At 60.7% G+C, this 13615-nt stretch carries 15 protein-coding genes; 11 read left to right on the top strand and 4 right to left on the bottom strand.

Annotation, left to right across the window (positions count from 1 at the left end; all coding sequences use genetic code 11):
* Window positions 1-173 precede the first annotated feature (173 nt).
* Both D0Y60_RS15150 and D0Y60_RS15145 read right to left on the bottom strand, forming a co-directional pair.
* Window positions 174-1106 carry a FecR family protein gene (locus D0Y60_RS15150; RefSeq protein WP_158565497.1) on the bottom strand — a complete coding sequence of 311 codons (933 nt, stop codon included), beginning with the start codon at window positions 1104-1106 and terminating at the stop codon, window positions 174-176.
* 154 nt (window positions 1107-1260) lie between these two features.
* The gene (locus D0Y60_RS15145; protein WP_117370802.1) at window positions 1261-1773 is read right to left on the bottom strand and encodes a sigma-70 family RNA polymerase sigma factor; all 513 of its coding nucleotides are present in this window, start codon (window positions 1771-1773) and stop codon (window positions 1261-1263) included.
* 281 nt (window positions 1774-2054) lie between these two features.
* Between D0Y60_RS15145 and D0Y60_RS15140 the strand changes: the two genes are divergently transcribed.
* The 9 genes from D0Y60_RS15140 (at window position 2055) to D0Y60_RS15100 (ending at window position 9342) form a co-directional block, all read left to right on the top strand.
* Window positions 2055-2981 carry an amino acid ABC transporter permease gene (locus D0Y60_RS15140; RefSeq protein WP_117370974.1) on the top strand — a complete coding sequence of 309 codons (927 nt, stop codon included), beginning with the start codon at window positions 2055-2057 and terminating at the stop codon, window positions 2979-2981.
* Window positions 2978-3742, top strand: a complete 765-nt coding sequence (locus tag D0Y60_RS15135; protein WP_117370801.1) for an amino acid ABC transporter ATP-binding protein — start codon at window positions 2978-2980, stop codon at window positions 3740-3742. Before D0Y60_RS15140 ends, D0Y60_RS15135 begins: the two co-directional genes overlap by 4 nt.
* Window positions 3743-3779: 37 nt before the next feature.
* Entirely contained in the window at window positions 3780-4637 is an 858-nt protein-coding gene (locus D0Y60_RS15130) for an ABC transporter substrate-binding protein (protein ID WP_158565495.1), read from the top strand.
* 22 nt (window positions 4638-4659) lie between these two features.
* Window positions 4660-5442, top strand: coding sequence for a GntR family transcriptional regulator (locus tag D0Y60_RS15125; RefSeq protein ID WP_117370799.1), 783 nt, complete (start codon window positions 4660-4662; stop codon window positions 5440-5442).
* 26 nt (window positions 5443-5468) lie between these two features.
* Complete coding sequence (locus D0Y60_RS15120; RefSeq protein WP_117370798.1) at window positions 5469-6209, top strand: BtpA/SgcQ family protein; 741 nt, start codon at window positions 5469-5471, stop codon at window positions 6207-6209.
* The gene (locus D0Y60_RS15115; protein ID WP_117370797.1) at window positions 6206-6709 is read left to right on the top strand and encodes an ureidoglycolate lyase; all 504 of its coding nucleotides are present in this window, start codon (window positions 6206-6208) and stop codon (window positions 6707-6709) included. Before D0Y60_RS15120 ends, D0Y60_RS15115 begins: the two co-directional genes overlap by 4 nt.
* On the top strand, window positions 6706-7647 hold the full coding sequence (locus tag D0Y60_RS15110) for a carbohydrate kinase family protein (RefSeq protein ID WP_117370796.1): 942 nt from the start codon (window positions 6706-6708) through the stop codon (window positions 7645-7647). The genes D0Y60_RS15115 and D0Y60_RS15110 overlap by 4 nt, the downstream gene beginning before the upstream one ends.
* Before the next feature lie 550 nt (window positions 7648-8197).
* Window positions 8198-9067 carry an SDR family oxidoreductase gene (locus D0Y60_RS15105; protein WP_245409192.1) on the top strand — a complete coding sequence of 290 codons (870 nt, stop codon included), beginning with the start codon at window positions 8198-8200 and terminating at the stop codon, window positions 9065-9067.
* 11 nt (window positions 9068-9078) lie between these two features.
* Complete coding sequence (locus tag D0Y60_RS15100) at window positions 9079-9342, top strand: hypothetical protein (protein ID WP_117370795.1); 264 nt, start codon at window positions 9079-9081, stop codon at window positions 9340-9342.
* A gap of 515 nt (window positions 9343-9857) precedes the next feature.
* Here the strand turns inward: D0Y60_RS15100 and D0Y60_RS25035 are convergent.
* Together D0Y60_RS25035 and D0Y60_RS15085 are read right to left on the bottom strand one after the other, a co-directional pair.
* Complete coding sequence (locus D0Y60_RS25035; RefSeq protein ID WP_117370793.1) at window positions 9858-10052, bottom strand: hypothetical protein; 195 nt, start codon at window positions 10050-10052, stop codon at window positions 9858-9860.
* Window positions 10042-10254, bottom strand: a complete 213-nt coding sequence (locus D0Y60_RS15085) for a hypothetical protein (RefSeq protein WP_117370792.1) — start codon at window positions 10252-10254, stop codon at window positions 10042-10044. The genes D0Y60_RS25035 and D0Y60_RS15085 overlap by 11 nt, the downstream gene beginning before the upstream one ends.
* A gap of 456 nt (window positions 10255-10710) precedes the next feature.
* Here D0Y60_RS15085 and D0Y60_RS15080 point away from each other — a divergent pair, with 456 nt between their 5' ends.
* Both D0Y60_RS15080 and D0Y60_RS15075 read left to right on the top strand, forming a co-directional pair.
* Window positions 10711-11583 carry a hypothetical protein gene (locus D0Y60_RS15080; RefSeq protein ID WP_117370791.1) on the top strand — a complete coding sequence of 291 codons (873 nt, stop codon included), beginning with the start codon at window positions 10711-10713 and terminating at the stop codon, window positions 11581-11583.
* A 267-nt stretch (window positions 11584-11850) separates the two neighbouring features.
* Entirely contained in the window at window positions 11851-13248 is a 1398-nt protein-coding gene (locus D0Y60_RS15075) for a PAS domain S-box protein (protein WP_117370972.1), read from the top strand.
* Window positions 13249-13615 lie beyond the last annotated feature (367 nt).

Genomic DNA, 13615 nt, shown 5'->3' with positions numbered 1-13615 from the left:
AAGGACGACCCGCCCCGAAATCTTTTTCACCTCGGAAGCGAATTTCTTGATTTTTTCAGAAAACTTTTTGTGCGCCCAGCGCAGGCCCTGTTCAATTTGAAACAGGAAAATTCTGTACTCTTTTGTTTTGTTTCTATTTTCAGGGAGACGATCCGATGCTGCCCTAAAAAATTCTAGAAACGCGACACGACCCGCACATAGCCCGAGACCGAGCGTATCTTGCCGCCAAGCGGCTGCACGAGAGCTTGTAGGGCGCGGTCGGGATCGCGCAAATCATAGAGGCCCGTCACCCGCTGCTGCGCGAGACCCGCATCGGGCATGCTGATCCAGGCCGAATGATAACGTTGCAGGCGCGAAATGACATTTTCCACGGGAACGTCGTTGACGAAGAGCAGCCCATTGCGCCAGGCGCCGATTTCGCCCGAAGGTATTGTCCCGCGCACGACTTCGCCGCTGCCATGATCGACGGTGGCCATATCGCCCGGCGCCATTTCGGTAACGGCAGCGTTGCCCATGACGGAAATACCGACAACACCGCGCGCGAGTTGCACCGTTGTCGTGGATGGATCGAGCGCGACATCGAAAGCTGTACCGAGCACAACGACCTTGGCCTCGCCGGCCTCCACGGTGAAGGGGCGGGCGGCATCATGTGCCACATCGAAGAAGGCCTCGCCCGAGAGCAGGCGCACCCGGCGCCCCTCGGCCGTGATGTCCACGTCGATCGCACTTCCGCCCGAAAGGTTGACCTGGGATCCATCCCCCAGCGTTACGACCCGACTTTCCCCCGTCGCGGTCATTACATCCGCCTGGAGGCGGAGAAGCAGGGTCGGACCGGCGAAGACAGCAACGATGGCCGCAGCCGCCGCGAACGCAACGGCCGCGGGCCAGCGTCGCCGGCGTATCGCCCGATGATCGACCACATTCGCATCAGGCTTGGCAGGCCAGAACTCTTTGTATTGCGGCGTAACCTCGCCAAGAAGCGCCCAGGTGCGCAGGGCCGATTGCCATGCAGTGCGGTTGCCATCCGAATGCGCCAGCCATGCATGAAGGCCCTGCGCGGCATCCTGACATTGCGGTTCGCTTTTGAGGCGCAGAAGCCAATCCATGGCTTCCTCCATCGCACGCCGCCTGTCTGTATCATCCCTGATCAAAATACTACCTGTGCCCCGGCTCCCCGTGCCGTATGGCCGGTGTTTCTAGCCGAATAACCAATCTGTGCGTAGGGACGATTTACCGACAATTTTTTCTCACACGGCCGTGTCAAGACGCGGCATCGTCGAGACGAAGCGCAATTTCGACCAGGGCGGAGCGTATATGGCGATGCGCCGTCGCGACGGAAATACCGAGTTGCGCCGCCACCTCTTCCAATGTGTGACCGCCGAAGCGGTGCATTTCGACAGCCACACGCACATCAAGCGGAAAGCTGGCCAGAACGTCAAGGATCACCCGCAATTCCTGCGATACCTGAAGGTTCTCTTCCGGCGTCTCTACCGCACGCGGCACGGACCAGTAGGGCGGCTCCCTATCCCGCTCCCTCATCTCGATTTTCCGCCGCTTGAGAAGATCGAAGCAGAGGTTTCGGACGATGCGGTAGAGATAAGCGAGGGTCTGACCGGCGGCCGTGCCGGTCGTGTTGGCGGGCGCAAAACGAATGAAAGCATCCTGCACGATATCCTCCGCCGCTTCCCGCGAGCCGAGAATGCGCGTTGCATATCGCACCAGAGCGGGTCTGTGGGTGGCATAAAGCAACGCCGTTGCATCCTCGTCCTTCAAGACGACCCGTTCCTTTGTTGTTAGCGTTCGCGCCAGGTTCGCATGAGAGGCACAAATTTCGCAGACGCGCTTCTGCCGCAAATAGCCATAATAAACTTGACTTTGCTAGTCAACTTACTGTGGAGAGATGCTGGCTGGCCAACTTGCATCACGTCGCTGTCAAAGTGCGGATCGCACTGTTTCTTTCAAAATCTCCGCGCGGTGGCGCGCGCAGCTGGCTGCTTGACAACTGCCAAAACGCTCCTTACTAAGTTGTAGGCCTAACCCTACAATTGGACATCATGCAACAGCCCTTTTCGAAATCAACTGCGGTGCCTTCGCCTGAGGATCTTCCCGACCGGGACATTGCCGTACGTAGTCTGCGACATTCCGGCCGCTGGATCAGCGGCTGCATTGTTCTGCTGCTGCTCGCGGTCATCTGTCGTGCCTTTGCCGTCGGACAAATCCAATGGACCGTGGTCGGCCGGTTTCTAACGGCGGAAGTGATCGTCGTCGGCTTCGGCTGGACTCTGCTAATTTCTGCTTGTGCACTTGCAATTGGCGTCGTGCTCGGCTTCGCGTTCGGCATCATGCGCCTCTCGGAAAACCCGATCCTGCGCTTTGCCGCCTGGCTCTATGTCTGGATCTTCCGCGGGACGCCGGTGCTGCTCCAGCTTCTCATCTGGTTCAACATCGCGCTCGTCTTTCCGCGACTTTACATTCCGGGCCTGGTCGATGCGCGCATGGTCGATGTCGTGACGCCCTTCGTCGCGGCCGTGCTCGGGCTCGGCGTCAACGAGGGCTCCTACCTCACCGAGGTCGTGCGGGGCGGTATCGGCGCCGTCGACAAGGGGCAGAAAGAGGCGGCGCATACGCTCGGCATGACGCCCGGCCAGACCATGCGTCGCATCATCCTGCCTCAGACGCTGCGGTTGATCTTGCCGGTGCTTGGTAACAGCGCCATAGGCATGCTGAAATTCTCTTCGCTCGCCGCCACCATCGCCATGGGCGAAATGCTGAACGCCGCACAACGCATCTACTTCATCAACGGCGCCGTCATCGAACTTCTGTTCGTCTGCGCCATCTGGTACCTCGCCGGCACCACGATGCTTTCCATCGGACAATATTATCTCGAACGCCATTTCGGCCGCGACGCTTCTGCCGCCACAGCCGGAAGCCGCTGGTTCAAAGGTTGGGCACGCGGTTCGGCCGCCCCGGAGGAAGCATGAGACTCGCAGTCAAGGCGGTCGGTATCCGCAAGAGTTTCGGCGACCACGAAGTTCTCAAGGGTCTCGATCTGGAAGTCGCTTATGGTGAGGTGCTTTGCATCCTCGGCCCCTCCGGCAGCGGCAAGAGCACGTTCCTGCGCTGCATCAACCACCTGGAAACGCCTGATGGCGGCTATGTCTGGGTCGACGGCGCCATCATGGGCTACGCACTTTCCCGCGGCGCCCTGCAGGAATTGCCGGTCAAGCAGCTGCGCGCCCAGCAAAGCCAGCTCGGTATGGTGTTCCAGCACTTCAATCTCTTCGCCCATCGCACCGTGCTTGGCAATGTCATCGAAGGACCGATGGTGGTGCGCGGCCTAAAGCGCACCGACGCGGAGGCCCGCGCCATGTCACTCCTCAAGCAGGTCGGCATGGCCGGAAAGGCCACAAGCTATCCCTCGCAACTCTCCGGCGGCCAGAAGCAGCGTGTGGCGATTGCCCGAGCGCTAGCCATGGAACCGCGCGTCATGCTGTTCGACGAACCAACATCGGCGCTCGACCCGGAACTCGTCGGCGAGGTGCTGGAGGTGATGCGCACGCTGGCCCGCGGCGGCACCACCATGATCGTCGTCACCCACGAGATCGGCTTTGCCCGCGAGGTGGCAGACCGTGTCTTGGTGATGATCGACGGCGAAATCCGCGAAATGGGTGCGCCTAGCGACACCCTCTCCAACCCAACCGACCCGCGCGTGCGCTCGTTCCTGAGCCGCGTGCTCGCCTGACCTTTTTTTCTATCGTCCAACAATGGGAGTACGGATAATGAAGACCACCCTGCCGATAATCCTGGGGCTTGCCTCTGCCACCTTCCTCAGCCTTGCCGGCATCGCGCAGGCGGCCGGCGACGAAAAGCTCGCAGCCGCGCTGCCAGAGGTCGTGCGCACCGCCGGCAAGCTGAATTTCACGATCAGCCTCGCCTACCCACCGATGGAATACAACGATGCCGGCTCAACCGAGCTGAAGGGCTTTGACATCGATCTCGCCAAGGCGATCGCCGAGCGCCTCGGCCTGACGGCCGAGTTCCAGAATGTCGAGTTTCCGCAGTTGATCCCGCAGGTCGTCACTGGCCGCTCGGACATGATCATCACCGCCTTCTCCGACAAGGTGGAGCGCCAGACGCAGCTGGATTTCATCGACTATTTCAAGACGGGCAACGTCTTCTATTCGAGCGCCGACCATCAGGCCGAGATCAAGACCGAGGCCGATCTCTGCGGCAAGACGGTCGCGGTGGCCACCGGCACGAGCTGGGTCACTTGGGCTGAAGAGCTCGGCAAGTCTATTTGCCCGGCCGACAAGCTGATCACCGTGATCCAGATCCCGACCCAGGCCGAGCACATCATGCAGATCCGCCAGGGCCGCGCCCAGGCTTCCGTCATCGGCCTCGAAGGCTTGCTCGACCTGATGAAGCAGGAGCCGGGCAAGTTCTACCAGATCGGCACGGTCGGCGACGTCAACCACTATGGCATCGCCTTCGCCAAGGCGAATGGCGAATTGCGCGACGCTGTGCACGCAACGCTCAACGCGCTGAAGGCCGATGGCACTTATGCACAGATCCTCGACCGTTACGGCTTGAAAGAAGCGGGTGTGGAAGAGTTCAAGATAAACGGAGCCACGAAGTAATCCAGCATTTCCGGAGCCTGCCTTGACCCAGCCTTCCACACCAGACGCCCACGCCGCGGGCGAACATCCGGACGACCGGCTGTCGCGCTTTCGCCTCGATGCCTATTCGAACGAACAGCTCTACCGCCAGCTCTACCGGGCGCTGCGTGCCGCGATCCTGAGCGGGGACTTTTCCGAAGGAGAATCCATTCCCTCGGAGAACCAGTTGCGCGACCAGTTTGGCATCGCACGCACCACCGTGCGCAATGCGATGGCGCTTCTGGTGTCGGAAGGTCTGGTCCAGCAGGTGCGTGGCCGCGGTACGATCGTTTCGCACCGGCCGATCAGCCACAATATCTGGAACTTCGGCAGTTTTACCGAACTCGCCCGGCGCCAGGGACAACGTCCCGTGACGAAGGTACTCGAGCATCGCGTGGACGGCGGCGAGCTGCTTCTGGTGCGCGCGCGAGGCCTGGCAAACGATGAGACGGTTAGCTGGCTGAATGTCGACACGTCTCAGCTCGACCTCGCTCTCTATCCTGGCATCGAGACTTACGATTTCGCGGCGCAATCACTCTACGAAGTGCTGCGCCGCGACTATGACCGCCATCCCCTGCGCTCGGAACTGCTGCTGACAGTCGTGCCGCCGTCCGATCGACTGCGGGAGGTCTTCGGCTCGGCGCCCGATGTGCCGGGCTACCTTTGCGCCAGCGGAGACGTACTCGATGCCGACGACCGATTGGTCGAACGCACGTCGATCGTCTATTCGCCGGCCGTTCAGATGAAATTCGCAACGCGCTGGGGGCGCGATACCGCGCCGGCCTGAGGGCGGCGCGACGCAGGAGAAACGACATGAGCCGTCTCAGTGACACCTTCGCCACCGTGAAACCCATTCTCGGCATGCTGCATCTTGCCGGCGAAGGCCCCGCCGCGAAACGCGCCCAGGCCGAGGAGGAAGCCCGCATCATGGCCGGCGAAGGCGTCGATGGGTTGGTGGTGGAAAACTATTTTGGGGATGCCGACGACGTCGAGCGCGTGCTCGAGCGGCTGAGCGGCCTCGGCCTTGGCGTGAAGATCGGTGTCAACGTGCTACGCGACGACAAACGCGCCTTCGCGCTGGCCAGACAGTATCCGGTTTCCTTCATCCAGGTCGATTCCGTCGCCGGCCACTTGCCGCCGGAAAATGACGCCACCTTCGCAGCCGATTTCGCGGCCCGACGGGCAAGCGTTGCGGCGCTGCTGCTCGGCGGCGTGCGCTTCAAGTATCAACCGGTCCTTTCCGGCAGGCCGGAGGAAGAGGATGTGCGGCTGGGCGCCAGGCGCTGCGACGGCTTGGTGGTGACATCTGATGCCACTGGTCAGCCGACCGATATGGACAAGGTCGCCCGTTTCCGTGCCGCGGCCGGCGACAGCGTGCCTCTCCTTATCGGTGCGGGCCTGACCGAAACGAATGCTGCCGAACAGCTCTCGCACGCCGATGGCGCCATCGTCGGAAGCTGGTTCAAGCACGACCATAAGGATACCGGGCGCGTCGAGGCGGCCCATGTCGCCCGTCTGATGCGCGCCGTCCGCTCGGTCCGGAGCGCCGCATGATCCCCGTTGTCGCACGGCCTGTAACGGCCGAGAATTTCGCGCGCTACGGCAAGGTGTACGATCTCGCCGAAGCCACCGATGCTGGCGTTGTCTGGACGAAGGGCGATGGCTGGGACGACGGTTTTACCCGTACACCGTTGATCGACAGTCCGGGACATCTCGGCATGACTCGCGGCAGCAGCGCGCCTTGGTCTTGCGCCGCCATGGAGCGACACCCGCTGACCGAGGAGGCGCTGTTCTGCACTGCCGAGCCGATCGTTCTCGCCGTGGCTCCGGCCTCCGAAGCCGACGCGCCCGATCAAAGTGAGATCGAAGCCTTCATCATCGTGCCCGGCCAGACCGTGGTAATGCATAAAAACGTCTGGCACGACGCCTGTCGAGGCGCCACCCGCGCCACCCCCTATTATTGGATGGCCGTCTGCGGCCTCGGCGAAAGCCCTTGGATCCAAGTCAAGGGCGGGCCGCGCCAAGTCCAGATAAACGACGGACCTGCGGCATGACGGCCTTCTTCATCGGAGACGTGGCGCTGGACGAATATTACACCGCCGACCGCTGGCCCGGCCGCGCCGACAAGGGCATGGTCAAGGAACTGCCTGCCGAAATCGGCGGCTCCATCGCCAATGCCGCCGTCATGCATGCGACGCTGGGCGGGGCCACCCAGTTCATTTCCCTCTTGAACGACAGTCCGTTGTCGGAACGGCTCACGGACGATCTCCGGCAGAACGGCGTCGGTGTCGATCACATGCTGATCGATCCCGCCCTTGCCGAATCTCGCAACCTGATCTTCCTGATCGACGGCGAGCATGTCGTCCTGACGGTCGAAATGGGCGAGCAGCCGATGTGGCTGGCGCCGGAAACACTCACAGCCCTGCGCTGCCCGGGTTTTCTCTACACGACGTTATACCGTGTCCGCCGCTTGCATAGCCGGACGGAGACCGGCGTTCTAAAGCAAGCTGACCTGCTGGCCAACCTGCGTGAGCATGGTCGCCATGCCATCTTCGATCTCGATGTCGGCGGCTGCACGCCGGAGGACATGCCCTATCTTGCCGGAGCGGCTGTCGTCATATTCAACCAAGTCGGATTCCGCGCGGCCTTCGGTCATGACGATATGTCTCGCATCGGCGGGTGGATCCGCGAAAACGGGATCGGCTGGGTAGTGCGTACGATGGCGGCTGACGGCGCCGAGGCGTTCGACGGCGAAACGCATTTGCGGATGGCAGGTTATTCCGTCGCCGTGGTCGACGTGACAGGCGCTGGAGACACCTTTGGCGGGGCGCTGACCTGGTGCCTGACACAGGAGCATTCCTTCGCCGAAGCGCTCGACTTTTCCATCGCTGCCGCGTCCCGTTCAGTCACGAGCCATGGCCCGCGCGGCGGCAAGGCCGATGCCGAAACTGTGCTTGCATGGCGACAGGAAAAACGCAGCTCTGGGAAATGAGGAGCGCGGCGAGGCGAGGCGGTTTTGCCCCAACCCTTTCTTAGCCCGCTCGCTTACCCGCCCCGAACGGGCTCGGCGCGATCAGACAAGCGGATATCCAAGGCAATGTCGTCAGGCGCGACGCCAGTGATGACAGCGCCTTGAACGACACAACCAGATTCGACCAAGCAGGCCGCCGAGCGCCGCCTTCAGATCTCCGCGAGCTTTTTACCATTGCGACGGGTGCTTGGTCCGACTGCCAGGACAGGTGCTCCCTTGCTGAGGCGCTCTCACCTTCCCTCGAAACGATGACACCACCTGCTGGGTTCATGCACGAGACAATAGCCCGCTAGGCGATCCCATAGTCGACGAGCCGGTCAGCCGCGACATAGACAAACATCCGTTGCGTATTGCGCCCTCCGCCATCGCGCGGGCCATCTTGCGCTTATGCCGCTGCATTTTCTGCAATCAGGATCGGCAGTCTCGTTCACGGTTTTCCACGTATGTGATCGAGGAACATCTTCAGCGCCGCTGAGTTCGGGTTGCGAACACGTTGTGGATGGAGACCGAAATGTCTGAAAACGATACGCGCCGTCCCTCGCCACCGCAACCCGCGCAGGAGCAATCCCCGCCCGGTTTGACGGGCGCGATGAATCCGGTTCCGGACCATGGCGAAGAAACTTACGTCGGCAGCGAACGACTGAAAGGGAGGGTGGCGCTGATCACCGGCGCCGATTCCGGTATCGGCCGGGCCGTCGCCATTGCCTATGCGCGAGAAGGCGCCGACATTGCGATTTCTTACCTGAGCGAAGACCAGGACGCCAACGAGACTGCGCGCTGGGTTGAGGACGCGGGACGCAAGGCCGTCGTCCTTCCGGGGGATATTACAAGCGAGGATCATTGCCGTCATCTCGTACGTCAATGCCTGGAGAACTTCGGTCAACTCGACATTCTCGTGAACAACGCCGCCTTTCAGCGAACCTATGCGGATATTGGCGATATCAGCACCGAGGAATGGGACCGGACCTTTCGTACCAATATCTATGCACCGTTCTTCCTGGCCCGCGCGGCCATTCCTCATATGAAGCCCGGCAGCGCCATCATCAATACGACCTCGGTCCAGTCGCGCCAGCCGTCTCCCCATCTTCTCGCATATGCGGCGACGAAAGGGGCGATCTCGAACTTCACCGCGGGACTCGCTGAAATGGTCGCCAAAAAGGGAATTCGCGTGAATGCCGTGGCGCCCGGGCCGATCTGGACACCGCTCATTCCTTCCACGATGCCGCCGGATAAGACGAATAATTTCGGCAGGCAGTCCCTCATTGGCCGAGCAGGCCAGCCGGCCGAGCTGGCAGGCGCCTTCGTCCTGCTCGCCTCCGACCTGGGCAGCTATATGACCGGGGCGGTGATCCCCGTCACGGGCGGCGAGATCATGATCTGAAAGGCAAAACAATGACCGATATCCGCAAACATGGTTTTGAAAGCGATGCGCAATGGCGCGAATACCTTCAGGAAATTGAAGAGGCAGAACGTCCAGATAATATCCAGTCGATGGGCGACGAGAATATTCGTCACGACCTCGCAGTGCTGCGCACTGAAATCGCCGCCCTGCGGGAGCTGGTCAAAATACGGCATCACCGCGGTCAGATGATGCGCTGGACGCGCGTAACGGGTGCGGCAGTCCTGCTATTGCTAGTCGCCACCGTCGGCAGATGATCAAAGTCGATACAAAACCGGGAGCCACGCTTGGAAGTATCGAGTATGACCTCGCCTGGGTGGGACGCGCGGAGCATTCAGGCCGTTTACAGACGAACGGCCTGTCCCTTAAGCGAGGTTATAGGCTAGCTTTTCCGCTCTTGCTGTTTGCCTCCGACGACGCACGCGGCGTCACATGCTTCTTCACGGTCGAGGTCGTCGTAGCCGAGACGGGATCCGAAGCGGGAAACGTATCCTCCAGTCCATTTTGGAGTTTTCCCTTGGCATCAGCGTTTGCCTGGCGCGCCTGCTCGTCGTGCAGGGACTGCACGGCCGGTGATTCAGTTTGGTGTCCCATGTTTGCTGTCTCCTTTATCCCACGGAAACTTGGTTTCATTGGCTTCGGGATGTGTACCGTCAGATATGCTGCCCGGATGTGGATCAGAAACATCGCGGTCCGATTCGTGCGACGGATGGGCGTGCTTACCGTCTGTCGTTTTGTCGAGAGGCTTTGAGCCGTTTTTCATTTTTGCACCTCATGACCTGTCGGGCTGTTCGTCGTCGAAACCGACATCCCAATCCTTTTGCCGCTTTTTCCCAGGGGGAGTCCGGTTCTCCGTGGCATCCTCTGAGCCTGTGATGACGGTCGGCTTCGCACTCACAACACCATCTGCTTTGCGATCCGCTTGAGACGGGGCGAAAGCGCCGGTCTTTTGACGATTATTTTCCATGAGGTCGGTCCTTCACCTTCAGAGCGTCCGACGGGCGGTTGCGTTCCGGGTCCTTGTTCGTCTCACCGACGGCATCACGCGTGTTATCGGGGTCGTCCTTCGCCGGAAGATAGCCGCGAGGCCGGGTCTCTTCCGGGCCTTCCCAGCGGGGGGATTGGTCGGTCGTGCCGGGCGCGCCGTCCCGGGGTTTGTCGATACCCATGTCTGATCTCCTTTCTAAGCCCAACCCGGCAGGCAACGCGATGTTCCGTCATGCCGCAGGAGCGGGAAACGCAAACTTGTGCGCGCTCGCCTTTGTGAACGTCTCCTATGCTTCCGTTAGGAATGGGGGGCGGCAACCGGTTTTGAGTCTGAACGATCGTCAGCCCGTTGTCTCTCAGCACCGTCTTCATCCGAAACTCCCCACGCCTCATCCTGAGCAAACCGCCCGTATCGGAGAATGTTCCGCGTGGCAGTCCCTTCGAAAAAGGGGCGCTAGAGCGAGGCCGTGCCAGAGCGTGGAACATAGGGGCGTCGGGGAAGTTGTTGTTACCACGCGCACGACGCGTTCACGACATGAAGGAGATTTCAAATGGGTCGCGGTATTCTTCTTTGGCTCCTGGGTATCCCACTGCCGATCGTCATCCTGCTTGTCCTGTTCATGCGATAGGAGGCGGATATGGCCAGTTACACGACGGGCGTCTCGGACGTCGGCGTTGAATCCAATGTCCCCGCTTTATCGTGGGGGCCGGTTATCGGCGGCGCGGCGGCGGCGTGCGCGATCAGCCTTATCCTCCTTCTTCTCGGTTCCGGGGTAGGGCTGACCATGGTCTCGCCATGGAGCGGCGAAAGCGCCTCATTTACGACCGTCAGCGTGACGGCAGCTATCTGGTTCGTCATCGTGCAATGGCTGTCCTCGGCGCTTGGTGGCTACCTAACAGGGCGACTGCGCACGAAATGGGCGGGTGTTCATACCGACGAAGTGTTCTTTCGCGATACCGCACACGGGTTCTTGAGTTGGGCGCTGGCGACGGTCGTTGTGGCCGGGCTGGCAGGCTCCGCCTTTTCCTCGCTGGTTGGCGGCGGCGTCCAGGTGGCGTCATCGGTTGCAGCCACCGCAACGGTCGGCACTGCTGCAACGGCAGCCGCGAGCGACAGCACGACCGATCCTGCCACCGGATACTTTACTGACCTTCTTCTCCGTCCAAAGGATGCCGCAGCGAGGGCGCAATCTGATAACGCAGCGGCCACCGCTGAAGTTTCCCGTATCCTGGCGCAGGGTGCGGCCAAGGGAGAGGTCGTAGAAGCGGATCGCGCCTACGTCGCCACCATCGTGGCTTCGCGTGCCAATATCTCTCCGGAGGAGGCGCGTGCGCGCGTGGATCAGGTGTTGCAGCAGATCGAGGATGCGAAGAACGCGGTGCTGAAGGCTGCAGATGAAGCCCGTAAGTCCGCCGCCACAGTGGCGCTGCTCGGCGCCTTGTCATTGTTGATCGGTGCCTTCGTGGCCTCTGCCGCTGCCGCTCTCGGTGGCCGCCAACGCGACGAGTGAGGCAAGAATTGCTGCTTACAGGGCGCCGTGTTCAAAAGCACACGGCGCCTATTTGCTTATCTACCATCGAGTTGCGAGGCCTCTCGCTCTTTCCTGCAACCACGGTCGTCGGAGGCAAAATTGTGCGGTATAACCCTAGCAGATGACTGAATTTTTCGGCCCGCTCTTGTATAAATTGCCCGGGCAATTATCTACTCGCATGGGACTATCCACCTGAATAATGAGGGTTTTGTGTCGAGTTTGGGGTTTGCTCGCCACACGGGCGAGATGGCACATCTGATCGGATCGTTCGACTGGCAAGAAACCAGCCTCGGCCCAATTTCCGACTGGCCCCACTGTCTTCGCTCCTCCGTCGACATCTTATTGGGAGCGAGGGTCCAGATCGTCCTCTTCTGGGGGCCGCAATTCGTGGCCATCTACAACGACACCTATGCGCCGACCATCGGCGATAAACATCCCCATGCTCTGGGAAGGCCCGCGCAAGAATATTGGGCCGAGCTATGGAGCGACCTCGAGCCGCTTCTGACGCGCGTGATGAAGACTGGCGGGACGGTCTCGGCCAAAGACAGGCCCTTCTACATAGAGCGCGGTCGCGGGCCTGAGACCGTCTATTTCGACATCTCGTATTCTCCCGTGCACGGTGAGGACGGCGCCGTTGCTGGTGTCTTCTGTATCGTCAACGAGACGACGGAGTTGAGGCACGCTCAGGAAACGGAGCGGCGGCTCGCTGCTATCATCGCATCGAGCGATGACGCAATTCTCAGTGCTAACCTCGACATGACGATTGAGAGCTGGAACAAAGGTGCGGAACGTCTCTATGGCTATAAGGCCGAGGAAGCTGTCGGCCATTCCGTTCTGATGCTCATACCGGACGACCGTCGCGATGAAGAGTACGATCTCTTTCGTCGCGTCGGTCTCGGTGAACACGTTGCGCCTTATGAAACTCAACGTCGCCGGCGGGACGGCACCCTTCTTGATGTCTCTCTTACTGTTTCGCCCATTTATGATGTGAGCGGCGAAATCGTCGGGGCTTCGAAGATCGCGCGGGACGTAACCGCAAAGAAGCAATTCGAGCGTTTCCAGGCGATGGCAATGGGCGAGCTCAAACACCGGGTCAAAAACGTCCTCGCCACTGTTACGGCAATTGCCCGCCAGACATTCGTCAACAGTGACGATGAGCGCGAAGCGGTCAGGACGTTCGACGAACGGCTGGCCTCGCTCGCCCGTGCCCACGATGTGCTCACAAACGGCAATTGGGAGGAGGCGGATCTGCGAACGGTGATCGATACGGCCCTGCTGCCGTATTCTCCGGATCGCTTTCGTATCGAGGGGCCGGCGATCAACGTCGCGGCGCATACGGTAACCGCCTTGACGCTGGCATTCCACGAACTCGCGACCAATGCCGTGAAGTATGGTGCGCTCTCCCGGGCAGGGGGTGTCGTATCAATAGGCTGGCTACCGAGCCCGGACGCCTCCAGGCTCACGCTCGAGTGGAAAGAGCAGGGCGGACCGGAGGTTGTTACGCCATCCAAGCGCGGCTTCGGTTCGAAGCTCATAGAGCGACTGCTGGCCTCCGAACTTCAGGGAGAAGTTCGCTTGGAGTTCGTCCCTTCGGGCCTCGTTTGTAACGTTAACGCTTATCTTGCGAAGGAAAAGGAGGTTTAGGGTGCGCGTCAAACAGCGCTCTGTCGGCCCGCGTCGCCTTAGTTCGGAACAATCGAGCCTATCTGACTGTTTCAATCTCCCGTGGATAGTCATCGGAGATAGCGTTGCATCAGGCTAGACATCAGAAGGAGAGCACACGATCCGCGCGTTTTGCTTATTCAGCAAATGTGGACATGCGAGACCGTCTGCAGTCTATGTATCACATTGAGGATCGTGCGGATTCAAGGTTCGATGAGCTGCTCGAAAGGCTCGATGAAGTAAGCGCGGGTAGGCACGAGAGTTAAAGAAGCACCCTTCGGATACGCGACTCAAGCCGCTGATGACGGCCAAATCGCCCTTTATGAACGCCCTTGCTATTCTCTACCGA

The organism is Shinella sp. WSJ-2 (assembly GCF_003432075.1).
GTDB lineage: Bacteria > Pseudomonadota > Alphaproteobacteria > Rhizobiales > Rhizobiaceae > Shinella.
Note: the sequence above shows the minus strand (reverse complement) of the source record. Positions and strands in the feature narration are given on the sequence as shown.

Coding starts and splice junctions, on each gene's coding strand:
- D0Y60_RS25035 (WP_117370793.1), bottom strand. CDS start 10,052: ATGGAAAATAATCGTCAAAAGACCGGCGCTTTCGCCCCGTCTCAAGCG.
- D0Y60_RS15105 (WP_245409192.1), top strand. CDS start 8,198: ATGTCTGAAAACGATACGCGCCGTCCCTCGCCACCGCAACCCGCGCAG.
- D0Y60_RS15080 (WP_117370791.1), top strand. CDS start 10,711: ATGGCCAGTTACACGACGGGCGTCTCGGACGTCGGCGTTGAATCCAAT.
- D0Y60_RS15075 (WP_117370972.1), top strand. CDS start 11,851: ATGGCACATCTGATCGGATCGTTCGACTGGCAAGAAACCAGCCTCGGC.
- D0Y60_RS15100 (WP_117370795.1), top strand. CDS start 9,079: ATGACCGATATCCGCAAACATGGTTTTGAAAGCGATGCGCAATGGCGC.
- D0Y60_RS15130 (WP_158565495.1), top strand. CDS start 3,780: ATGAAGACCACCCTGCCGATAATCCTGGGGCTTGCCTCTGCCACCTTC.
- D0Y60_RS15085 (WP_117370792.1), bottom strand. CDS start 10,254: ATGGGTATCGACAAACCCCGGGACGGCGCGCCCGGCACGACCGACCAA.
- D0Y60_RS15135 (WP_117370801.1), top strand. CDS start 2,978: ATGAGACTCGCAGTCAAGGCGGTCGGTATCCGCAAGAGTTTCGGCGAC.
- D0Y60_RS15110 (WP_117370796.1), top strand. CDS start 6,706: ATGACGGCCTTCTTCATCGGAGACGTGGCGCTGGACGAATATTACACC.
- D0Y60_RS15150 (WP_158565497.1), bottom strand. CDS start 1,106: ATGGATTGGCTTCTGCGCCTCAAAAGCGAACCGCAATGTCAGGATGCC.
- D0Y60_RS15120 (WP_117370798.1), top strand. CDS start 5,469: ATGAGCCGTCTCAGTGACACCTTCGCCACCGTGAAACCCATTCTCGGC.
- D0Y60_RS15140 (WP_117370974.1), top strand. CDS start 2,055: ATGCAACAGCCCTTTTCGAAATCAACTGCGGTGCCTTCGCCTGAGGAT.
- D0Y60_RS15115 (WP_117370797.1), top strand. CDS start 6,206: ATGATCCCCGTTGTCGCACGGCCTGTAACGGCCGAGAATTTCGCGCGC.